General features: G+C 62.9%; 21 protein-coding genes. 14 read left to right on the top strand and 7 right to left on the bottom strand.

Annotated elements, in window-relative coordinates; genetic code table 11:
* Position 1: 1 nt before the first annotated feature.
* Complete coding sequence (gene pdxR / locus KHA73_RS16935) at positions 2-1435, bottom strand: MocR-like pyridoxine biosynthesis transcription factor PdxR (protein WP_234585555.1); 1434 nt, start codon at positions 1433-1435, stop codon at positions 2-4.
* Positions 1436-1528: 93 nt separating this feature from the next.
* Here pdxR (KHA73_RS16935) and KHA73_RS16930 point away from each other — a divergent pair, with 93 nt between their 5' ends.
* Positions 1529-1984, top strand: a complete 456-nt coding sequence (locus tag KHA73_RS16930; protein ID WP_234585554.1) for a rhodanese-like domain-containing protein — start codon at positions 1529-1531, stop codon at positions 1982-1984.
* 3 nt (positions 1985-1987) lie between these two features.
* Here the strand turns inward: KHA73_RS16930 and flk are convergent, their stop codons facing one another.
* Positions 1988-3016 carry a flagella biosynthesis regulator Flk gene (flk, locus tag KHA73_RS16925; protein WP_234585553.1) on the bottom strand — a complete coding sequence of 343 codons (1029 nt, stop codon included), beginning with the start codon at positions 3014-3016 and terminating at the stop codon, positions 1988-1990.
* A 206-nt stretch (positions 3017-3222) separates the two neighbouring features.
* On the opposite strand from flk, the gene KHA73_RS16920 reads away from it, so the two are divergent.
* From KHA73_RS16920 to KHA73_RS16905, 4 genes are read left to right on the top strand one after another with little or no spacing between them, the layout of a single operon-like run.
* Positions 3223-3585: a copper resistance protein gene (locus tag KHA73_RS16920; RefSeq protein ID WP_234585552.1), complete on the top strand. Its 363-nt coding sequence runs from the start codon at positions 3223-3225 to the stop codon at positions 3583-3585.
* 49 nt (positions 3586-3634) lie between these two features.
* Complete coding sequence (locus KHA73_RS16915; protein WP_234585551.1) at positions 3635-5671, top strand: protein-disulfide reductase DsbD family protein; 2037 nt, start codon at positions 3635-3637, stop codon at positions 5669-5671.
* Complete coding sequence (locus KHA73_RS16910) at positions 5668-6384, top strand: DsbA family protein (RefSeq protein WP_234585550.1); 717 nt, start codon at positions 5668-5670, stop codon at positions 6382-6384. Before KHA73_RS16915 ends, KHA73_RS16910 begins: the two co-directional genes overlap by 4 nt.
* Complete coding sequence (locus KHA73_RS16905) at positions 6377-6877, top strand: protein disulfide oxidoreductase (protein WP_234585549.1); 501 nt, start codon at positions 6377-6379, stop codon at positions 6875-6877. Before KHA73_RS16910 ends, KHA73_RS16905 begins: the two co-directional genes overlap by 8 nt.
* On the opposite strand, the gene pdxR (KHA73_RS16900) is transcribed toward KHA73_RS16905, so the two are convergent.
* Positions 6874-8340, bottom strand: coding sequence for a MocR-like pyridoxine biosynthesis transcription factor PdxR (pdxR, locus tag KHA73_RS16900; protein ID WP_234585547.1), 1467 nt, complete (start codon positions 8338-8340; stop codon positions 6874-6876). The two genes, KHA73_RS16905 and pdxR (KHA73_RS16900), sit on opposite strands and share 4 nt — an antisense overlap.
* 168 nt (positions 8341-8508) lie before the next feature.
* On the opposite strand from pdxR (KHA73_RS16900), the gene KHA73_RS16895 reads away from it, so the two are divergent.
* Together KHA73_RS16895 and KHA73_RS16890 are read left to right on the top strand one after the other, a co-directional pair.
* Complete coding sequence (locus KHA73_RS16895; protein WP_234585546.1) at positions 8509-9504, top strand: DMT family transporter; 996 nt, start codon at positions 8509-8511, stop codon at positions 9502-9504.
* 157 nt (positions 9505-9661) lie between these two features.
* Positions 9662-10291: a CatB-related O-acetyltransferase gene (locus tag KHA73_RS16890; protein ID WP_234585544.1), complete on the top strand. Its 630-nt coding sequence runs from the start codon at positions 9662-9664 to the stop codon at positions 10289-10291.
* A 34-nt stretch (positions 10292-10325) separates the two neighbouring features.
* Here KHA73_RS16890 and KHA73_RS16885 read toward each other — a convergent pair whose 3' ends face one another.
* Genes KHA73_RS16885 through KHA73_RS16875 form a run of 3 tightly spaced genes read right to left on the bottom strand, consistent with a single transcriptional unit; the run spans position 10326 to position 13282 of the window.
* Positions 10326-11843 (bottom strand): tripartite tricarboxylate transporter permease, encoded by a 1518-nt coding sequence (locus KHA73_RS16885; RefSeq protein WP_234585543.1) that lies wholly within the window; start codon positions 11841-11843, stop codon positions 10326-10328.
* A gap of 11 nt (positions 11844-11854) precedes the next feature.
* Positions 11855-12286 carry a tripartite tricarboxylate transporter TctB family protein gene (locus tag KHA73_RS16880; protein ID WP_234585541.1) on the bottom strand — a complete coding sequence of 144 codons (432 nt, stop codon included), beginning with the start codon at positions 12284-12286 and terminating at the stop codon, positions 11855-11857.
* A 15-nt stretch (positions 12287-12301) separates the two neighbouring features.
* Positions 12302-13282 carry a Bug family tripartite tricarboxylate transporter substrate binding protein gene (locus tag KHA73_RS16875; protein ID WP_234585540.1) on the bottom strand — a complete coding sequence of 327 codons (981 nt, stop codon included), beginning with the start codon at positions 13280-13282 and terminating at the stop codon, positions 12302-12304.
* A 291-nt stretch (positions 13283-13573) separates the two neighbouring features.
* On the opposite strand from KHA73_RS16875, the gene KHA73_RS16870 reads away from it, so the two are divergent.
* From KHA73_RS16870 to KHA73_RS16860, 3 genes are all read left to right on the top strand, one after another.
* Positions 13574-13903, top strand: a complete 330-nt coding sequence (locus KHA73_RS16870; RefSeq protein WP_234585539.1) for a hypothetical protein — start codon at positions 13574-13576, stop codon at positions 13901-13903.
* Positions 13904-14066: 163 nt separating this feature from the next.
* The gene (gene tctD / locus KHA73_RS16865) at positions 14067-14741 is read left to right on the top strand and encodes a transcriptional regulator TctD (protein ID WP_234585538.1); all 675 of its coding nucleotides are present in this window, start codon (positions 14067-14069) and stop codon (positions 14739-14741) included.
* Entirely contained in the window at positions 14728-16146 is a 1419-nt protein-coding gene (locus KHA73_RS16860) for a sensor histidine kinase (RefSeq protein ID WP_234585537.1), read from the top strand. The genes tctD and KHA73_RS16860 overlap by 14 nt, the downstream gene beginning before the upstream one ends.
* Here KHA73_RS16860 and KHA73_RS16855 read toward each other — a convergent pair.
* On the bottom strand, positions 16143-17057 hold the full coding sequence (locus KHA73_RS16855) for a DMT family transporter (RefSeq protein ID WP_234585536.1): 915 nt from the start codon (positions 17055-17057) through the stop codon (positions 16143-16145). The genes KHA73_RS16860 and KHA73_RS16855 overlap by 4 nt on opposite strands.
* Before the next feature lie 117 nt (positions 17058-17174).
* On the opposite strand from KHA73_RS16855, the gene KHA73_RS16850 reads away from it, so the two are divergent.
* The 4 genes from KHA73_RS16850 (at position 17175) to truA (ending at position 21124) form a co-directional block, all read left to right on the top strand.
* Positions 17175-17948 (top strand): AraC family transcriptional regulator, encoded by a 774-nt coding sequence (locus KHA73_RS16850; protein ID WP_234585535.1) that lies wholly within the window; start codon positions 17175-17177, stop codon positions 17946-17948.
* Positions 17949-18046: 98 nt separating this feature from the next.
* Entirely contained in the window at positions 18047-19168 is a 1122-nt protein-coding gene (pdxB, locus tag KHA73_RS16845) for a 4-phosphoerythronate dehydrogenase PdxB (protein ID WP_234585534.1), read from the top strand.
* 124 nt (positions 19169-19292) lie between these two features.
* Positions 19293-20303, top strand: coding sequence for an aspartate-semialdehyde dehydrogenase (locus tag KHA73_RS16840; RefSeq protein WP_234585533.1), 1011 nt, complete (start codon positions 19293-19295; stop codon positions 20301-20303).
* Entirely contained in the window at positions 20303-21124 is an 822-nt protein-coding gene (gene truA, locus KHA73_RS16835) for a tRNA pseudouridine(38-40) synthase TruA (protein WP_234585532.1), read from the top strand. The genes KHA73_RS16840 and truA overlap by 1 nt, the downstream gene beginning before the upstream one ends.
* The last annotated feature ends 9 nt before the right edge of the window (positions 21125-21133 follow it).

Below are 21133 nucleotides of genomic sequence, written 5' to 3'. Positions count from 1 at the left end.
GTTAAACCGTGACGATCCGCGCCAGCTGCGCCACGGCGGCGCGGATTTCCCCCGGCGTCAGGGCGGAAAAACCCAGCAGCCAGCCATCGCGCCGCGCCTGCGCCGTTTGGTACTGCGCCGCCAGCCCAGGCGTGACCACGCCCAGCCGCTGCGCCTGGCCGCTGAGTGCGGCCTCCTGACCGGGCGGCAGCCAGACGCTGAGCTGCAGCCCGCCGCTCGCCTGCTGCGGGGTGGCGAAGTGGCCCAGCTTGTCTCGCACCTCGGCCAGCAACACGTCGCGGCGGCTGCGGTACAGCTGGCGCATATAGCGAATATGGGCGGCAAAATGCCCCTGCAGGATAAACTCGGCGGTGACCGCCTGCATCAATTGAGCGCTATGCCCGTCGTACAGCGTGCGCGCGGTGACAAAAGGGGCGACCAGTGCGGGCGGCACTACCGCATACGCCAGCCGCAGCGAAGGAAACAGCGCCTTGGAGAAGGTGCCGATATACAGTACCTTGCCCCGGGGATCCAGCCCCTGCAGCGCCGGCATCGGCAGGCCGTCGTAATGGAACTCGCTGTCATAGTCGTCTTCAATAATCCACGCCTGCCGGCGCTCTGCGATGGCCAGCAGTTCCAGCCGGCGCTCCAGGCCGAGTGCGCTGCCGGTGGGGTACTGATGCGAAGGCGTCAGATAAATCAACCGCGGGTCGGGCAGGCAGGCATCTGGCCTCATGCCCGCTTCATCCACGTTGACCGCCACCAATTCCGCCCCGGCGCTGACGAAGGCGTTTCTCGCCCCGCCATAGCCCGGTTCTTCCATCCAGACCCGATCGCCGTTGTCCAACAGCAGGGTGGCGACCAGCTGCAGCGCCTGCTGTGAGCTGGTCAGCACGATCACCTGCTGCGCATCGCAGCGCACGCCGCGCGTTTGGCTAACGTGGGCGGCGATCGCTTCGCGCAGCGGCGGATACCCCTGCGGATCGCCGTAGCGCAGCAGGCTTTCGCCCTGTTGCTGCAGGCGCTGGGCGGTGAGCTGCTTCCACAGCTTAAGCGGAAAGGCGCGCAGGTCCGGTGAGCCTGCGGCAAACGGCAGCGGGCGTTGCGGATCCTGGCAGCCGCCGGTTTGCACGATCTGCTGCCCACGCAGCGACAGGCGGGGCAGCAGGCTGCCTTTCGCGGGCGCGGCGGGTTTGGCCAGGTTAACCGCCACGAAGGTGCCTTGGCCTACCCGGCGCTGCAGATAGCCCTCGGCTTCCAGTTGGGCATAGGCCGCTTCGGCGGTGACGCGCGAGACGCCCAGATCGCTGGCCAAAACCCGGCTCGAGGGCAGGCGCTGCCCGCAGCTGAGCGCGCCGTGGTGGATAGCCTGCCGCAGTGCGCCGCACAGGCGATCGCGCAGCGTGCCGCCGCTGCGTTCTGGCTGCTGAAACAACGCGATCAGGGCATGGCTCATAATGGGTCTTGTCTTCGTATAATAATTGGTATCAATGATAAGACCAAAATCGGGCACTATTGTCATCATTCTTGATAAAACGGAGTGAGCACTATGACAGTCAGTTCGTTGGTTTTGGCCTTTCCCCCGGCGGCGCCGAGCGAGAGCCTGGATTACCTGGCGGCCAAGCTGAGCCATTACGCCGACGCCTGGGACGTGGCGGAGGATCTGCGCAACGGCATTGAGGGGGTCGTGGTTATCGATACCCGAGCGGAAGCCCTGTACGCCGCCGGCCATATTCCCGGCGCCCTGAGCTTCCCGCATCGTCTGATGGATGAAGCCTCCACCGCGCAGTGGGATCGCCGGCCGGTTTACGTTACCTACTGCGATGGCATCGGCTGCAACGGCTCTACCAAAGGGGCTTACAAGCTGGCGAAATTGGGGTTCAGGGTCAAGGAGCTGATCGGCGGGCTGGATTTTTGGCTGCGCGACGGCCATCCGTTGGCCACCGGCGAGCTGCCGGGCTCGCTGCGGGATCGGGCCGCCGCGAAAGACTGCGGCTGCGCCTGAGGGCTAGAATACCAGCGCCAGTATTGCCGCCAGCACCGCAATCAGCAGAATAAACGCCACCGCCGGCTTGCTCAGCGCTTTTTGCAGCGGCAGGGGCAGGGCGGCGATCAGCGGGTTGAGCAGCGGCTGCGGTTCGGCGTGCTGGGCGACGATCGGCTGTGCCTGGCCGGCCTTGTCCAGCCGGCGGGCGAACAGCTGGTGGATGGCGTCGCTCATCTGCGGATGCGTCAGCGGAACCGCGGCGCCGCAGTTGAAACGCGACTGGCAATAGTCGTTCAACTGCTGCTGTTCCTGCTGGTCCGCCGGCTGCTTAAGCGAGGCCAGCAGGCTGTTCAGCGTAGGGGCGGTCTGCGTGCTGAGCGCCACCTTGGCCTGTAAAAACTGGTTCAGCAACTGAAAGTGGCGTACCGGCAGCGGATCGTTGGTTTTCACCCCCGCCAGATCGAACAGCGTCTGCCAGATCTTGGCCGGTGATTCGCCGGTGGCGGCGCTGAGTTTGGTCACTTGCTGCTGCAGGCTCTGATGCTCGGCGGGCAGCAACGGGCGATCGCGGGTGACGGTCTGCTGCGGCTGCGGAATGGTCAGGCCGCCGGTCTGCAGCAAATTAAGCACCTGCTGCAGCTGCGGGTGGCTCAGCTGGCTCAGCACCGTATGGCCGAACTGCTGGCGGATAAAATCACTGACCGCCTGGCGATTATTGCCCTGCGGCAGCAGTTCGGTGAGCTGCAGCAGCAGTTGGCGGCTGGCATGGTTTTGCTGCGCCTGCGACAGGCGGCTTTGCAGCAGCTGTTCCGCCGGTTGGAAATGGCGCGCCTGCAGCTCGCTGCTGTTGTCGGCGCCAAGGTCATGGCGCAGCGTGGCCCAGATCTCCGCCGACTTAGCCGGGCTGAGCGCCATGATTTTCACGATCAGCTTCTCCAGCGTAGTGCGCTGCGCCGGGGAAAGGGGTTGATCGTCGGTGGTTGTGGTTTTGCCCGGGGTCGGAGGGCGATCGCTGGCGATCGGTGCGCCCGGTCCACTCAAAGGTTGCATATCACCAGTCCTTCGCTGTGTAGCCCCGCTGATTTGTCATTGGGGGCGAATAATTATCGTACCCGGCGAAAAGCGCAGGCTTGGCGACTATGATACCTGTAAATTACCGCCATCAATACCGTCACTCAGACATTTCTTTACAGGCAAAACGTTGCTAATCGCGCATGCGCCGCTAAGATAAGCCCAGACTTGGATTTGAGGATGAGATGGTTAAACGGCAGCGGATCGCAAAATGGTTTTTATGCCTGGCTTGCCTGGTGGTGCTGACCTGCATGACCCAGCGCATGGCGGGCGTGCATGCGCTGCAGCAAACGCTGGGCTTGCCGGCCCTTGCCGCGCAATCCATCGGTGACGACAGCGCCGAAGCGCAGCCCACGCCCTGTGAGCTGAGCGCCAAATCTCTGCTGGCGTCGCCGCCGGTGATGTTTGAAACCCTGCTGTTCGGCTTAGGATTGCTGCTGACGCTGTTGGCGCCGACCGTGGCCGCGCGCTTGCGCATTCCTCCTCCCCGAGTCATTTCCCCGCCCACCCTCAGGGTGCATCTTCGATTATGCGTCTTCCGTGAATGAGTTAATCGCCCGTCCTTTGCGGTGAATTAATCATTTATGGAGAGTTAACATGTTAAATGTCATCAGGTTGGCTTTTGCCTGCCTGCTCATGCTGTGGCTGCCTGCATCACAGGCGGCGGACAGCGGTTGGCTGCAAAATCCAGCTAACGACCACGCCAAGGTGCGATTGCGCGCCGACACCTCGCAGCCCGGCGAAACCCGGCTGCTATTGGAGGTGGAACTGCAACCAGGCTGGAAGACCTACTGGCGCTCCCCGGGAGAGGGCGGCATTGCGCCGTCTATCGCCTGGCAGGGCAATCCGCCGCCGGCGATCTGGCACTGGCCTACGCCGCAGCGTTTTGAGGTTGCCGGCATTTCCACCCAGGGTTATCACGATCGGGTCAGGCTGCCGATCGTGATGCAGGGCCAGGCGTCCGGTCCGCTGGCGGGCACCCTGACGCTGTCCACCTGCAGCAACGTCTGCATACTGACCGACTACCCGTTCAGTCTGGAGCTGGGCGCGCCGAACGATCCGCAGTTTAACCACGACTTTGCCCAAGCGATGGGGCAGGTGCCGATAGCCTCTGGCCTGGCGGAGAGCATCAAGGCCGGCTATCAGCGCGGCGAACTGCAGATCGTCGCCGAACGCGCCGCCGGCTGGCAACGGCCCGCGCTGTTTTTCGATACGCTGGAAGACGCCGATCTCGGCAAACCGCAGATAAATACCGACGGCGCCCAGCTGCTGGCGCGAGTGCCGGTCAGTGACGGCTGGGGGGATGCCGCGCCGGATCTGCGCGGCAAGACCCTGACGCTGGTGGTCAGCGATGGCGGTATGGCGCAGCAGGTGACGCTGCCGATCGGCGAGCCGCCGGCGTTGCCCGGTAGCGCGGCGTTTTCGCTGTGGCAGGCGGTGTTGATGGCGCTGGCGGGCGGTTTGATTCTTAACCTGATGCCGTGCGTGCTGCCGGTGCTGGGCATCAAGCTCGGTTCGATTCTGCAGGTGGAACAGCGCGACCGGCGCAGCGTGCGGCTGCAGTTTCTGGCTTCGTCGTTCGGCATCGTTGCGTCGTTTATGGCGCTGGCGCTGCTGATGACGCTGCTGCGGCTCGGCAACCACGCCCTGGGCTGGGGAATTCAGTTCCAGAATCCGTGGTTTATCGGCTTTATGGTGCTGGTGACGCTGTTATTTAGCGCCAACCTGTTCGGCCTGTTCCAGCTGCGCCTCTCGTCTTCGTTGAATACCACCCTGGCGACGCACAACGGCCACGGCCTGAGCGGCCATTTCTGGCAGGGCGCCTTCGCTACGCTGCTGGCAACCCCTTGTTCCGCGCCGTTCCTCGGCACTGCGGTGGCCTTTGCGCTGGCGGCGCCGCTGCCGGTGCTGTGGGGCATGTTCGTCGCGCTGGGTATCGGCATGAGCCTGCCGTGGCTGCTGATCGCCGCCTGGCCGGCGCTGGCGCTGCGCCTGCCGCGCCCAGGCCGCTGGATGAACAGCCTGAAGCTGGCGATGGGGCTGCTGATGCTGGCGTCGTCGCTGTGGCTGCTGAGCCTGATGGCCAATCATATCGGCGTGCGGCCAACGCTGTGGTTGGGGGGGCTGATGCTGCTCGCTCTGCTGCTGGCGGCGTGGCGGCAGCGGGGTGCGCGCCTGGCCGGCAAGCTGGCCGCCGGCACGCTGGTGTTGGTGGGCGCGGCGCTGTTGGGCGGTTCGTTGACCGCCGGGCTGTGGCGGCAGCCGCTGCAGGATAAGGTGCAGTGGCAGCCGTTGAGCGAACGGGCGATAACCCAGGCGCTGGCCCAGCGTAAGCGGGTGTTTGTCGACGTTACCGCTGACTGGTGCGTTACCTGCAAAGCCAACAAATTCAACGTATTGCTGCGCGATGATGTGCAACAGGCGCTGAGCGCCGACGATGTGGTGGCGCTGCGCGGCGACTGGAGCCGGCCGTCGGCCGACATCAGCGCTTTCCTGCAGCGGCGCGGCAGCGTTGCCGTGCCCTTCAATCAAATCTATGGCCCCGGCAGCCCGGGCGGCGTGGTGTTGTCCCCGCTGTTGACCCGCGACGCCGTGCTGCAAACGCTTTCCAACGCCAAAGGAACCGAACAATGAAAAAATTACTGGCATTACTGATGCTGATCGTCACCCCGGTCTGGGCCGCAGCGCCTTTCACAGCGGAGCAGGAGGCGCGGATTAAAGAGATGATCCGCGAGACGCTGGTATCCAATCCGGACATTCTGGCGCAGGCGGTCGACGCCTGGCAGCAGCAGACCGCCGGCCAGCAGATCGACCAGGCGATCAAACAGAACGCCAAAACGCTGTACCAGGATCCGGCCAGCCCGCGCATGGGGGCGGCCAACGCCAAACTGACGCTGGTGACCTTCACCGATTACAACTGCCCATACTGTAAGCGCTTTGACCCGATGCTGGAGAAAATCGTCGGGCAATACCCTGACGTGGCGCTGGTGGTGAAACTGCTGCCGTTTAAGGGGGAGAGCTCGGTCAGTTCGGCGCGCGTGGCGCTGACCACCTGGCAACAGCACCCGGATCAGTTCTGGGCCCTGCACCAGCGCCTGATGGCGAAAAAAGGCTTCCACGATAACGCCAGCATTGCCGCCGCACGGCAAAAAACCGGCGTTAAAGAGGCCGCGCCAAGCGATCAGAGCATGGCCACCTTGCGCACCAATATGCAGCTGGCGGAACAGTTGGGGGTGCAGGGCACGCCGGCGACGCTGATCGGCGATCGGATGCTGCCGGGCGCCGTGTCTTACGAGGAGCTGGAAGCCGTGGTGAAAGAACAGCTGGCGAAGGCCAACAATGGCTAAGCTGCGGCGCTGGGGGCGCGAGCTGTTGATGCTGCTGCTGATGGTGCTGGCGATAGCGGCGGCAATGGATTGGCTGCGCGCCCCGCAGGCGCCGGCCGCCTTTGATAGCCAAATGCTGGCGACGCTGGACGGCGAGTCGGTTTCGCTGGCCCAGCTCAGCCGGGAGCGGCCGCTGCTGGTCTATTTCTGGGCCAGCTGGTGCGGCGTGTGTCGTTTCACTACGCCGGACGTCGCGCAGCTGCAGGCGGAGGGCGGCAACGTGCTGACCGTGGCGCTGCGTTCGGGCGACGACGGCCAGGTAGCGCAGTGGCTGGCGCGCAAGCGGCTTTCGCTGCCGGTGGTTAACGACTCGCGCGGTGAGCTGTCGGCGCAGTGGCAGGTCGGCGTTACTCCCACCTTTGTGGTGATCTCTCAGGGCAAGGTGGTGCAGAGCACCACCGGCTGGACCAGCTACTGGGGGTTGAAGCTGCGGCTGTGGTGGGCGGCGCTTTAGCCTTCCGCGCCCTGCGCCATCACCTCTTCTATCGCCCGGCCCAGCCGGGCGATGCCTTCCTCAATCAGCGGCGGCGTATTGGCGGCAAAATTCAGCCGTAGCCCCTGCGCACCGCGCTGTTCCTGCGCATAAAAACATTCGCCGCGGGCGAAAGTCACCCCGTGGCGCCAGGCCACCGGCATCAGCGCGGCGGTAGTCACCCCCGGCGGCAGCGTCAGCCAGATGAACAGCCCGCCCTCCGGCGTTTCGAAACGGCACCCCGGCGGCAGCTGCCGCAGCAGGGCGCCGGCCATCACCTCCAGGTGTTGCCGATAAACCCGCCCGGCGCGGCGCAGCTGTTTGTCGTAGCGGCCGACGGTGACGAAGGCGTCCAACGCCCGCTGGATCAGGCTGGAGCTGGTAAAGCTGTCGACGTGCTTCAACCGGGCGAGGCGTTGATAGTGTTCGGCGTCCGCCACCAGATAGCCGATGCGCATGCTGGGCAGCAGCATTTTGGAGAAGGTGCCGACGTAGATCACCGCGCCGGGTTGGGACAGCGAGCGCAGCGCGGGCAGATGCTTGCCCCGGTAGCGCAAATCGCCGACAAAGTCGTCTTCGAGGATCACCACGCCCGCCTGCTGGGCGATCGCCAGCAGGCGCCGGCGGCGGGCTTCGCTCAGGCAACGGCCGGTTGGGTTGTGGAAGTTGGGGATGGTGTAGATCAACCTGGGCCGATGTTGTTCCAACAGGGCCGGCAGCAGCTCGACCTGCATGCCGTGCCGATCGCTGGGAATGGTGACGATATTGATGCGGTGCAGGCGCAGTAACCCCAATGCTTCGGCGTAGGTCGGCTCTTCGACGATCACCGTGTCGCCCGGCGCCAGCAGGCTTTGCACGATCAGGCTGATGGCGTGCTGCGAGCCGTTGGTGATCAGCACCTGTTCCGCATGGGTGGGGATGCCTTGCGCACTGAGGATCCGCCCCAGCGTATCGCGCAGCGGGTAGTAACCGCAGTATTCGCCGTAGCTGAACGCTTCTTCCGCGTGGCGGCTGAGCACCGACAGCAGGATTTTGCGAAATTCTTCCAGCGGAAAAACCTTCGGGCTGCCGACGCCGGCGGCGAAATTGATGATATGGCCCGGCAGCGGTACGTCGGCATGGCCATCCAGGCGTGAGGTGAGGGTGGTGAAACTGTCCGGCGGAAAGGGGGCGTCCGCCGCCGGCCGGGCGGGCCGCGGCTGCGCCAGCGGGTGCTGAACATAGGCTCCGCTGCCGCGCCGCTGGCGTAAAAAGCCCTTGGCCGCCAGCTCGGCGTAGGCGTTGTCCACCGTCAGCCGGCTGACCGCCAGTTCGGCCGCCAGCGTGCGCGTCGAGGGCAGTTTGTCGCCGTCGACGAATACGCCGGTGAGGATGGCGCGGCGCAGCGCCTCTTCAATTTGCAGATACAGCGGAACGTCCTGGCGGCGGTCTAACGGGATATGCATGTGAAATTGGCCCGGTCGTGGTGATAAATTTTACTATACCCCAAGCCTGGCGGGCTTAAAACGGAGAAAAGTGGCCTGCATAACATTGGGGTAAAGTGGCTATGGCGGTAAAAAAACGCCGCGCTAGAATCTGCCCCTGAGCGTTTTCCCGTAGTTTTTGAGGATGTCATGTCATTACCGTCAGGTGTTTCCGCCCGGCCGGCGTTTCCCGGCGCGCGTATTTTCCAGGGCAGCAGCCAGGGCTATGCGATCGCCATTATCAGCGCCATGCTGTTGGCCTTTACCGCCATCATTATCCGCGCGCTGACCGAGTACTATCATCTGCCGACTTTCGTACTGGCTTTCTGGCGCGCGGCGCTGGTAGCGCTGGTGCTGTTGCCGCTGCTGTTGCTGGTGAAACCGCAGTGGGCGCGCCTGCGGCGTGAGCAGGTGGCGTTTTATGCGATTTACGGCCTGTTGCTGGCGCTGTTCAACAGCCTGTGGACGCTGTCGGTGGCATTGAACGGCGCGTCGGTGGCGACCATTCTGACCTATTGCTCGGTAGGCTTTACGGTGTTTCTCGGCTGGGTGATGTACAGCGAGCGCCTGACGCTGCGCCAGCTGTTGGTGATCGTCATCAGCCTGGGCGGCTGCTTCCTGGTCAGCAACGGCGACAGCATGGGCCACAGCCGTTTTGATCTGCTGGGGCTGCTGGTGGGCATGCTGTCCGGCATCGGCTATACGCTGTATACCCTGGGCGGGCGCGTCGCCAGCGAACGCGGCTACCCGGTATGGAACACCATTTTGTACGTCTTTGGCTTTTCTGCGCTGTATCAGCTGCTGTTCAATGCGGCGCTGACGGCGTATCCGCTGGCGGCGTTTCAGGGTATGGCGGGCGATCTGTGGTTCCTGTCGCACAGCGCGCAGGGCGTACAGTGGGGCGGTTGGCTGCTGCTGTTGACGCTGGCCGCCGGGCCGACGCTGCTCGGCTTTGGCCTCTACAATATCAGCCTGAAAACCCTGCCGTTGGCGGTGGCCAACCTGATCCTGTCGCTGGAGCTGGTGTTCACCGCGGCGATCGCCTATCTGCTGCTGGGGGAGAGCATGAATCAGCTGCAGCTGTTGGGCAGCGCGCTGGTGATGGGTGGGGTGTTGTTGCTGAAGAGCAAGACGGCACAGGCCTGATTTGTTACCATCGGGCCCTGAAGGAGAAACAACAATGATCGATAACCCAAGGTTGAAACGGGCGCTCATCGCTTAATCGGGCCGTGTTTGGTGAACGAAAACACGGCCACAGACATTCAGTTCCGTGGCTCTTATTCCTGAAACAAGAGAAAGCGCCATGTCAGAAAAACACTGGTCCAAAACCGAGCTGCTGCACCAGACGGTGACCAACCCCAACATTATCGTCAAGGGTACCCACAGCTATTACAGCCACTGCTGGGATAGCGGCTTTGAACGTTCGGTGGTGCGCTATCTGCACGGCGATGCGGTCAGCCGGCAATGGCAGCCGCTGGGGCCGATAGACCGACTGCTGATCGGCGATTACGTCTGCATCGCGGCCGAAGCGGTGATCCTGATGGGCGGCAATCATACCCATCGCATCGACTGGCTGAGCCTGTATCCGTTTATGGCCAGTATTCAGCAGGCTTACCAGCCCAAAGGGGATACCCGGTTGGGCGACGGCTGCTGGATCGGCATGCGGGCCATGCTGATGCCGGGCGTCAGCGTTGGCGAGGGGGCGATCGTCGCCGCCGGCAGCGTGGTGACCGGCGATGTCGAGCCTTATGCCATCGTCGGCGGTAATCCGGCGCGCTTTATCCGTTGGCGATTTGCGCCGGAAACCATCGCGCGTTTGCTGGCCCTGCAGGTTTATGAACTATCTGAGGCAGCGTTTGCGCAGATCCAGCCGGCGCTGGCCGATGATGATATCGATGCGTTAGAGGGGTTGATGGCGGCCATGCGCCGTTAAAAAGAACGGGCGGGGTATCATCCCGCCCGTTTTGCTATTCGGCCTTGGCCGTTTCCGCCAGCCGGCGGCGCTTGCGTACCCCGCGCAGCAACAGCGGCAGCACCAAAACCGCCACCGCCAGCACCAGCAGCGTTTGCGCGATGCCGCTGCTCCACAGAATGCCGAACTCGCCGTTGCTGATCGATAGCGCGCGGCGCAGGTTCTGCTCCAGCATTTCACCCAGCACGAAGCCCAGAATAAGCGGCGACATCGGGAAATGCATTTTCCGCAAAATGTAGCCGAACACCCCTAGTCCCACCATCAACAGCAGATCAAAGGTGGTGCTGTGCACCGCATAGACGCCAACCGCCGAGACGGCGGCGATCGCCGGCACCAGGAACCACAGCGGAATGGTCAGCATGCGGGTGAACAGGCCAACCAGCGGCAGGTTCATGATCAGCAAGATGACGTTGGCGATCAGCAATGCGGCGATCAGCCCCCAGACGATATCCGGCTGTTCGGTGAACATCGCCGGGCCGGGGGTAATGTTGTACAGCGTCAACGCGCCCATCATCACCGCGGTAGTGCCGGAACCCGGCACGCCCAGCGTCAGCATCGGAATAAACGAGCCGCAGGCCGAGGCGTTGTTGGCCGCTTCCGGCGCCGCTACGCCGCGGATATCGCCCTTGCCGAAGCTGTCGCTGTTGCCGCTGATTTTTTTCTCGGTCATGTAGGTCAACGCGCTGGCGATGGTGGCGCCGGCGCCCGGCAGGATGCCGACGAAGAAGCCGATCACCGACGAGCGCAGGGTCGGGCCCACGCACTCGGAGGCCTCTTTGCGGTTGAACAGCAGGCGGCCGGTCTTGCGCACCAGCTTTTGCCCGGCGCTGGTGCTTTCCAGCATCAGCAGGATTTCACTGACCGAGAACAGACCGATCACCACCACGATAAACTGCACGCCGTCGGAGAGGTGCACGCTGTCGAAGGTGAAACGGTACACGCCGGTGTTGGCGTCCACGCCCACCGTCGCCAGCCCCAGGCCGATCAGGGCAGCCAGCAGCGACTTCAGCGGGTTCTGGCTCATCATGCTGCCGAGACAGGCGATGGCGAACACCATCAGGGCAAAGTACTCCGCCGGGCCGAAGGCCAGCGACCAGCGCGCCAGCAGCGGGGCGAACAGGATGATGCCGCCGATGGCGATCATTGAGCCGACGAAAGAGCTGACCGCCGAAATCGACAGCGCCACGCCGGCGCGCCCTTGCTGCGCCATCGGGTAGCCGTCCAGCGCGGTCATGATCGCCGCCGCGTCGCCCGGCACGTTGAGCAGGATCGAGGAAATGCGCCCGCCGTATTCGCAGCCGATATACACCGTCGCCAGCAGGATCAGCGCAGACTCGGCCGGCAGCTTGAGGGCGAACGCCAGCGGCAGCAGGATCGCCACGCCGTTGATCGGCCCCAGGCCCGGCAGCAGCCCGACGATGGTGCCGACGAAGCAGCCGATCAGGGCGATAATCAGGTTCTGCGGCACCAGCGCCACCTCGAACCCTTGGGTCAAATACATCCAGGTTTCCATCATCGTCCCCGTTAGCTCAGCCAAACGCCGAGCGGCAGTGTGACATCAAGTAATTGGTCAAAGGCGTAATACAGCGCAACGCCCATGATGACGCCGGATATCGCCGCCGCCGGCAGGCTGGCCTGAAACAGCAGGCCGATGCTGAAGGTCAGCAGCGCGGTCGCCAGCGGGAAGCCCAGCCATTCAAAGCCCCAGGCGTACAGCACCAGCGTGATAACCAGCACCAGCAGCCGCTGCATCACCTTATTGTGCGGCCACTCCACCGTCTGCGGCCTGTTCAGCAACAGCAACGCCGCACACAGCGCCATCAGGCCGAGGATCGCCAGCGGGAAAGGGCGCGGCCCCAGCGGCTCATAGCTGTACTCGCTCTGGATGCCCCAACCGATGAACAGGCCACCGATGCACAGCAGCAGCCAGAAGCCGGCAAAAATACGATCGCTCATGCTTTTCCCCTCGTGTTACTTGGCCAGGCCGAAGACCTTCGCCTGCTCGCGGTATTGGTTGACCTGGTTTTTGACGTAGGCGTCCAGCTCTTTGCCGGTCATGTTGAATTCAAACAGGCCGCGCAGATCGCGCTGTTTTTTGAACTCTTCGGTGGTCATCATTTTCTGGAAGGTGTCGACCCACCATTGGTACTCCTCGTCGCTGACCTTCGGGCCGACGTAGAAGCCGCGGATAATCGGCCATACCAGGTTGTAGCCCTGCTCCCTGGCGGTGGGCACCTCGGCCAACTGGCCCGGCAGGCGCTGCTCGGAATAGACCGCCAGCACGCGGATTTTATCGCCCTGCAGATAGGGCACCATTTCGCTCAGATCGCCGGAGACCGCCTGAATATGGTTGCCCAGCAGCGCGGTAACCGGCTCGCCGCCGCCTTCAAACGCCACGTAGCGCATCTTGTGCGGGTCAACGCCGACCTCGCGCGCCAGCAGAGCGGTTTTCATCCAGTCCTGGCTGCCGATAGACGCGCCGGCGCCGAACACCACGCTGTTGGGATCCTTTTTAAAGGCTTCCATCAGGTCTTTCAGCGTCTGGTACGGCGAGTCGGCGCGTACCGCGATCATGCCGTAGTCGGTGCCGACGGCCGCCAGCCATTTGACGTCATCCACGCTGTAGCGGCCGAACTTGCCCTGTGAAAGGTTGAGCAGCGAACCGCCGGAAAAGGCCACCACGGTGCCGAACTCCGCCGGCCGCTGCGCGACGATGGCGTTATACGCCACCGCGCCAACGCCGCCGGGCATATAGGTGACGCGCATCGGTTTGTCGATAGCCTTGGTTTCCTGCAGCGAAACCTGGATCAGCTTGCAGGTGAGATCGAAGCCGCCGCCGGGCTTGGCGGGGGCGATGCATTCGGTGCGTTTGGGCGCTTCCAGGGCAAAGGCCTGACCGGCAGCCAGCAGCAGCGCGGTCGCGGTCAGAGTACGGGTAATTATTTTTTTCATTGTCTTCCCCTCGGTATTGTCTGGTTATCGATCCCGCCGGGTGCGGTTGCTGGATTGTTAAATCAATAACCTTTCATTTAGCTTTCAGCCGTCGGGAAAGTTTGCAGGATGTGATATGCGTCGCCTGTCCGGGGGAAAACGCGGCAGACTGGCGCAGATTGCGCAGCGCTAGCATATATGCCGGTGCAAGAACAGGCCTTAAATCTCAATTAAAACCTGTGTAATATCAGCTTTATCTCATTCTTTTTGGGGTAAAATAACAAAAATTAAAATGATTTCGGACGCATTGCTATGTTTTTATTAGGGAAGTTATTCGGTGGCAGGAATAGCGAAAAAGTAAGGGCCATAAAAATGTTACCGGAGGCCTATGCTGAAATGGCCGGCGGCTCAGGCCGCTGCCGGCTGAAGCATCTCCGCCCGGAGATCGGTTTTTTTGAACTGCACTTCACCAGCGACAGCGGTGAGAAACACATTTGCCAAATGACCGCCTGCGTCACCGGCCTGGACGTGGTGTTTGCCGCGAATAACCGCTCGGTGCTGATTTCACCGCCGTTCAGCCCCGCTAAACTGCGACCGGTGTTTGATATCGCGTTGGTGGGCTGCGCAATGACGCATAGCTAAAACAGCGGCCGGGCTGGCGCTGCATAATTATGTGACAGCTCTCAAAACTGGCGCTGAACCACTCTTCTATCCATTTATTTTCCATGCCATTCTTCTGTTATCGAACTGTTAACGGGCGCCATGTCGGCGCCTGCTTATGCAGCGGAATCAATGGAATGGAAAAATGCGTCTGTTATTGGTTGAGGATCACCCCGAGTTATCCCATTGGTTGCAGAAGGCGCTGACCGGCGCCGGCTTTGCCGTGGACGTCGCCCCGGACGGGCTGGCGGCCGATCATCTGCTGCTGAATGAATGCTATGGCCTGGTGGTGTTGGACGTGGCGCTGCCGCGCCTGAACGGTCTGGATCTGCTGGCGCGCTTGCGCAAGCGCGGGCAAGACCTGCCGGTGCTGCTGCTGACGGCGCGCACCGACGTCGCCGATCGGGTGAAAGGGTTGAACCTCGGGGCCGACGATTATCTCACCAAGCCGTTCGAGCTGGATGAACTGGAGGCGCGCATTCGCGCGTTGCTGCGCCGCAGCGCCGGCGTTGCCCAACTGACGCTGCAGTATGGTGCGCTGACCTACCATGACGAAGGCTATTTCTTGCTGGAGGGAAAACCCTTGGCTCTGACGCCGCGGGAGTTGGCGGTGTTGACGGCGCTGATGCATCGGCGCGGCCGGCCGGTGGCCAAACAGCAGCTGTTCGAGCAGGTGTTTACCCTGTCCGATGAAGCCAACCCGGAAAGCATTGAACTCTACGTTCACCGGCTGCGGAAAAAGCTGCAGGGCGGCGATGTGGCGATCGTGACGCTGCGCGGGCTGGGTTACAGTCTGGAATTGTGCAATGCGGTGGTTTAACGCGCCGCGTTCGCTGTTCTATCAGTTGCTGCTGTTCTTTGGCCTGCCGCTGTTGGTGCTGGGCGGCATTTCGATTTACACCCATTATTTCAGCGCGATGAGCGCCGCGACGCTGGCCTATGACCGCACGTTGTTGGCGTCGGCGCGCACCGTGGCGGAGCGCTTGGTGGTGCGCGAAGGCCGCCTGGCGGTGGACGTGCCTTATGTGGTGCTCGACAGCTTCGAACGCAATATGAATGACCAGCTGTATTACGAAGTGATTTCCCCACAGGGCAAAAGCATTTCGGGCTATGACGATCTGCCGCCGCTGCCGCCACATATCCCGCGCTCCAGCCTCTATCCGGCGCTGGTGCATTTCTATGACGCGGAATATCTGGGCCGGCCGATACGCGTGGCGGCACTGTATCAGCCGGTCAACGAGTCCGGGGTTAACGGTATGGCGACCATTCTGGTGGCGGAAACGCTGGAGTCGCGCCGCTATCTGGCGCGCCAGATGATGATTGCGGCGTTGCTGAGCCAGGGAACGGTGGTGATGTTAACCCTGATCCTGGCGTTTGCCTTGCTCAAACGGGTATTGAAGCCGATGCGCAAGCTGTCCGGCATTATGCTGCGGCGCGATCCGGGCGAACTGACGCCGTTGCCTAGGGTGCTGCCCTGGTCGGAGATGCAGCCGCTGCTGTTGGCGTTTAACCGTTACATCGAGCGGCTGCGGGTAATGGTGGCGCGCCAGGAGCGCTTCAGCGCCGACGCCTCACACCAGTTGCGCACGCCGCTGGCGGTGTTGAAAACCCAGGTCGGCGTCGCGCTGGCCAGCGACAGGCCGCAGCAGTGGCGAGAAAGCCTGCTGGCGATGAGCGCCACGCTGGATCATACCGTGGCGTTAACCGATCGCCTGCTTTATCTCTCACGCCTCAAAGCGCATGAGCGCCATGCCGATCGCAAGCTTGAACCGGTCAATTTGGCGCAGGTGCTGCGCGACGCCTGTTTCTCGCGCCTGCCGCAGGCGCGCAGCAAGCGGATCGATTTAGGCTATGAGGGCGAGGCGGTATGTCGGGTGGGCGGGGAAGCCCTGTTGCTGACTGAGCTGTGCGCCAACCTGTTGGATAATGCGCTCAAATATACACCGCATAATGGCGTGGTCACCGCGCGTTTGACGCTGAATAAATCGGCGGGGGAAGGGGTGCTGGAGATCGAAGACAGCGGCCCGGGCATCGCCTTGCAAGACAAGGCCCAGGCGCTGCAGCCGTTCCACCGGTTGGACAACGTGGGTGACCAACCGGGCGCCGGGCTGGGGCTGGCGCTGGTGAAAGACATTACCGCTTATCACGGCACCCGCCCGGAGCTGCTGAGTTCGGCCGAACTGGGCGGTTTACTGGTGCGGGTGCGTTTCCCGCTTTTGCCCTAGTCTTTGCAAGACTCCACGTCGGCGACCGGCATTTTTGCCCGGCGGCTCAGCGGCGTGCGCAAGCGCTGGGACAAGATCACCCCGAGCAGGGTGACGCCGCCGCCGATCAGGTGGTAGCTGTGCAGCTGCTCATGCAGGAACAGCACGGCAATGGCGGCGGTGAATACCGGCGCCAGGTTCATAAAGATCGAGGCGGTGTTGGCGCCCAGACGCATCACGCCCAGGATCCACAGGAACGGCGCGATGATCGAGGCCGGAATGCCGGCGAACAGCACCAGCGGGATATTCTGCGCATTCAGCCCGACGTCTTTCGCCATCAGGAAATTAGGCAGCAACAGCACCACGCCAAACAAGATTTGCACGTACAGCGACTGCCAGTTCGGCAGGGCGATGGCCCAGCGCTTGGTCAGCACGCCATACAGCGCGTAAGAGGCGGTGGCGGCCAACATCATCAGCTCCCCCTTGCCGATGCCGTGCTGCAGCAGCTCGCCGGGCTGCCCGGCGCTCACCAGCCAGATCAATCCGCCGAATGACAACAGGCTGCCGATGGCCACGCCGACGGTCGGCGCGATGCGCAGCAGCACGATGCTGATCAGAATGGTCAGCAGCGGGATCAGCGACACGATGATGCCCATAAACAGCGCGCTGACGCTGTGCGCCGCATAGTAAGCCAGGCTCTGGTAGAGCACCATGCCCAGCAGCCCCAGCACCATCAGCTTCCACCAGTTGGCGCGCACCAGCGGCCAGTTGCGGCGAACGCCCGGCAACACGAACGGCGTCAGGGCGATAAGCGCCAGTAGCCAGCGATAGAAGGAGATGGCCGCCGGATCGATGGCGGTGGCGGAGAGCTTACTGACGACGGCGTTGACTGACCAGATCAGTACCGCCAACAACGGAAATAACATATTCATGATAATCATTCTCAATAGCCTGTAACATGCTGGCTAGTCTACGCCTGTCCGATTTATTATATATAGCGATATCCAGACAACATTTACCCTAAACAAGACAAATAACGGGGCGAAACCATGCCAGAAATCCGACATTTCCCCGAGGCGCTGATCCCGGCGCCGCGCCCGGTGCAGTTCCGCTGCGAGGAGTTTAACGCCCGCACCGAGTTCCAGCCGCACAGCCACCGCTGGGGCCAGCTGATGTGGGTCAAGGCCGGAGTGATGGTGCTGCGCATCGGCGACCAGCGGTTTCTGGCGCCGCCGGAGTTCGTGCTGTGGGCGCCGGCGGGCATCGAGCACTCCTGCTACAACCAGCGGCTGGCGCAGTGCCGCATGGTGGACATCGCGCCGTCGCTGTGCGCGGGCATGCCGGCCGATCCTTGCCTGGTTAGCGTGACGCCGATTTTCCGCGCCATCGCCGAAGATTTCTATGCGCGCAAACAATATATCCCGCAAAGCAAACAGGATCTGCGCCTGTGCCGCGTGCTGATCGATCAACTGCTGCAGTCTCCCATTCAGCAGGCCTATCTGCCGTCGTCCGAGGACAAGTTCCTGGCGCCGGTGCTGGAGGCGCTGGAGCACTGTCCTTCGGACAACACCCCGCTCGCGGTCTGGGCCAGCCGGGTGTACACCACCGAACGCACGCTGTCGCGCCGCTGCCGGCAGGAGCTGGGCATGTCGTTCAGCGAATGGCGCCAGCGGCTGCGCTTCCTGCACGCCGTTTCGCTGCTGGAACAGGGAAAAACCGTGCAGGAGGTAGCGTTGGAGGTGGGTTACAGCTCCGCCTCGGCGTTTATCGTCATGTTTCAGCAGATCGCCGGCAGCACCCCGGAGCGCTTTCGCCGTGCCTGATTCAGTGGCACACTATTTCGCAGATATCCCTTCATATTGCCGCCTTGATGCCGCGCCAATGATTGGGAACAAATAGCCGTAAATCGTCGGAGCAACAAGTGAAAATTCTGGTTGATGAAAATATGCCCTATGCGGCCGAGCTGTTCAGCCGCCTGGGCGAGGTGCGGGCGGTGCCCGGTCGCCCGATCCCGCGCGATGCGCTGGCGGATGCCGACGCGCTGATGGTGCGTTCGGTCACCAAGGTGAATGCGGAGCTGTTGGCCGGCACCGGCGTCGGCTTTGTCGGCACCGCCACCGCCGGCACCGACCACGTCGATGACGCCTGGCTGCGGCAGCAGGGCATCGGTTTTTCCGCCGCGCCGGGCTGCAACGCCATTGCGGTAGTCGAGTACGTGTTCTCCGCCCTGATGTTGCTGGCGGAGCGCGACGGTTTCCAGCTGCGCGACAAAACGGTCGGCATCATCGGCGTGGGCAACGTGGGCTCGCGGCTGGATGCGCGCTTGAAAGCGCTGGGTGTGCGCACCCTGTTGTGCGATCCGCCACGTGCCGAACGCGGCGACGCCGGTGAGTTCTGGCCGCTGGAGAAGCTGGTGGCGGAAGCCGACGTGCTGACCTTCCATACGCCGCTGAATAAGTCGGGGCCTTACAACTCACTGCACCTGGCCGACGCCGAACTGCTGGCGGCGCTGCCGGACAACCGTATTCTGATCAACGCCTGCCGCGGCCCGGTGGTCGACAACGCGGCGCTGCTGCAGGCGTTGGAAAAGGGCAAGAAGCTGAGCACGGTGCTGGACGTCTGGGAACCGGAACCCGACCTTTCCCTGCCGCTGCTGGCGCGGGTGGATATCGGCACCGCGCACATCGCCGGCTATACGCTGGAGGGCAAGGCGCGCGGCACCACCCAGGTGTTCGAAGCCTTTAGCCGCCACCTGGGGCAGCCGCAGCACATCGCGCTGGCCTCGCTGCTGCCGGTGCCCGAATTCAGCCAGATCCGGCTCAACGGGCCGCTGGATGAAGGCAAATTAAAACGATTGATGCACTTGGTGTATGATGTGCGCCGCGATGATGCGCCGCTGCGCAAAGTCGCCGGGCAGGCGGGTGAGTTTGACCGCCTGCGCAAGCATTATCAGGAACGCCGCGAATGGTCTTCGCTGCGCGTTCAGTGCGATGACAGCGCCAGCGCCGATCTGCTGCTCAAGCTGGGCTTCGGCGTGCAGTAAAGGGCGAGCGCGTCAACCGTAAGGTTGCCTTAAGCAATCGCCGCTATAGTCAGCGGCAAAGAATTTTCGGGCGGTGGCGGCACTGCCCGTCTGCTTTTACATGAAATACTCTGGAGAAAACCCAATGTCTGACGGCTGGAATATCGCTCTGCTTGGCGCCACTGGCGCGGTAGGTGAAGCGTTGCTGGAATTGTTGCAGGAACGCCAGTTCCCGGTGGGTGAGCTCTATCCTCTGGCCAGCGAACGCAGCGCCGGCGCAACTCTGCGCTTTAACGGCAAATCGGTCCTGGTACAAAACGCCGAAGAGTTCGACTGGTCGCAGGCGCAGCTGGCGTTCTTCGTGGCCGGTACCGAAGCGTCGGCCCGCTATGCGGAAGAAGCCGGCAATATGGGCTGCCTGGTGATCGACACCAGCGGCCTGTTCGCCATGGAGCCGGATGTGCCGCTGGTGGTGCCGGGGGTTAACCCGCAGGTGCTGGCGGATTACCGCAACCGCAATATCGTCGCCACCGCCGACAGCATGGTGAGCCAACTGCTGACGGCGATCAAACCCTTGACCGAACAGGCGGGCCTCTCGCGGCTGCACGTCACCACGCTGATGTCGGCTTCGTCGCGCGGCAAGGTAGCGGTGGACGATCTGGCCGGCCAGAGCGCGCGCTTGCTCAACGGCATTCCGGCCGAGCCGGGCGTGTTCGGCAAGCAGTTGGCGTTTAACCTGTTGCCGCTGCTGGCGGACGAACAGGGTAGCGTGCGGGAAGAACGCCTGATCGTCGATCAGGTGCGCAAGGTGCTGCAGGACGAAGGGCTGCCGATTTCGGTGAGCTGCATTCAGTCGCCGGTATTTTACGGCCATGCGCAGGTGGTGCATCTGGAAGCGCTGCGCCCGATTTCCGCGGAGGAAGCGCGCGGTGAGCTGGAGCAGATCGCCGACATTCAGCTGAGCGAGGAAGACGATTACCCGACTCAGGTGACCGAGGCCTCCGGCAGCGATGCGCTGAGCGTCGGCTGCCTGCGCAACGACTACGGCATCCCTGAGCTGCTGCAGTTCTGGTCGGTGGCGGACAACGTGCGCTTCGGCGGCGCGTTGATGGCCATTGAAACCGCAGAGCGCCTGGTGCAGGAGCAGATGTACTGATGTCCGAGGTTGCTTTGCCCGCCCAGCCGCTCCTGAAGGTCGCGCTGGGTATCGAATACGACGGCAGCCGTTATTACGGCTGGCAGCGGCAGCAAGAAGTGGCCAGCGTGCAGGCCTGCCTGGAGCAGGCGTTGAGCAAGGTGGCGGATGCGCCGATCAACGTGCTGTGCGCCGGGCGCACCGACGCCGGGGTGCACGCCACCGGGCAGGTGGTGCATTTCGAAACCACGGCGCGCCGCAAGGATGCCGCCTGGACCATGGGCGTGAACACGCATCTGCCGCCGGATATCGCCGTGCGCTGGGTCAGCGCGGTGGCCGATGATTTTCATGCGCGTTTCAGCGCCACCGCGCGCCGCTATCGCTATATTATCTACAACCATCGCTACCGGCCGGCGGTGTTGCAGCAGGGGGTGACCCATTATTATCACCCGCTGGACGCCGAACGGATGCAACGGGCGGCGCAGGCGTTGCTGGGCGAGAACGACTTCACGTCGTTCCGCGCGGTGCAATGCCAGTCGCGTACGCCGTGGCGTAACGTAAAACACGTTAAGGTTACGCGCCACGGTGAATATATTGTGGTAGATATCAAGGCGAATGCCTTTGTACATCATATGGTTCGCAACATCGTCGGCAGCCTGATGGAAATCGGCTGCGGCAACCAGGGCGAAAACTGGATGGCCGAACTTCTGGCGCTGAAAGATCGCAATCTGGCGGCGGCGACGGCGCGGGCCGAGGGGCTGTACCTGGTGTCCGTCGATTACCCCGAACACTTTGGCATTCCGCGGCCGCCGATGGGGCCGCTGTTTTTACCCGACGATTGAACGCCGGCG

It is taken from the genome of Serratia entomophila (genome assembly GCF_021462285.1).
In the GTDB taxonomy this organism is placed as follows: Bacteria; Pseudomonadota; Gammaproteobacteria; order Enterobacterales; family Enterobacteriaceae; genus Serratia; species Serratia entomophila.
Note: the sequence above shows the minus strand (reverse complement) of the source record. Positions and strands in the feature narration are given on the sequence as shown.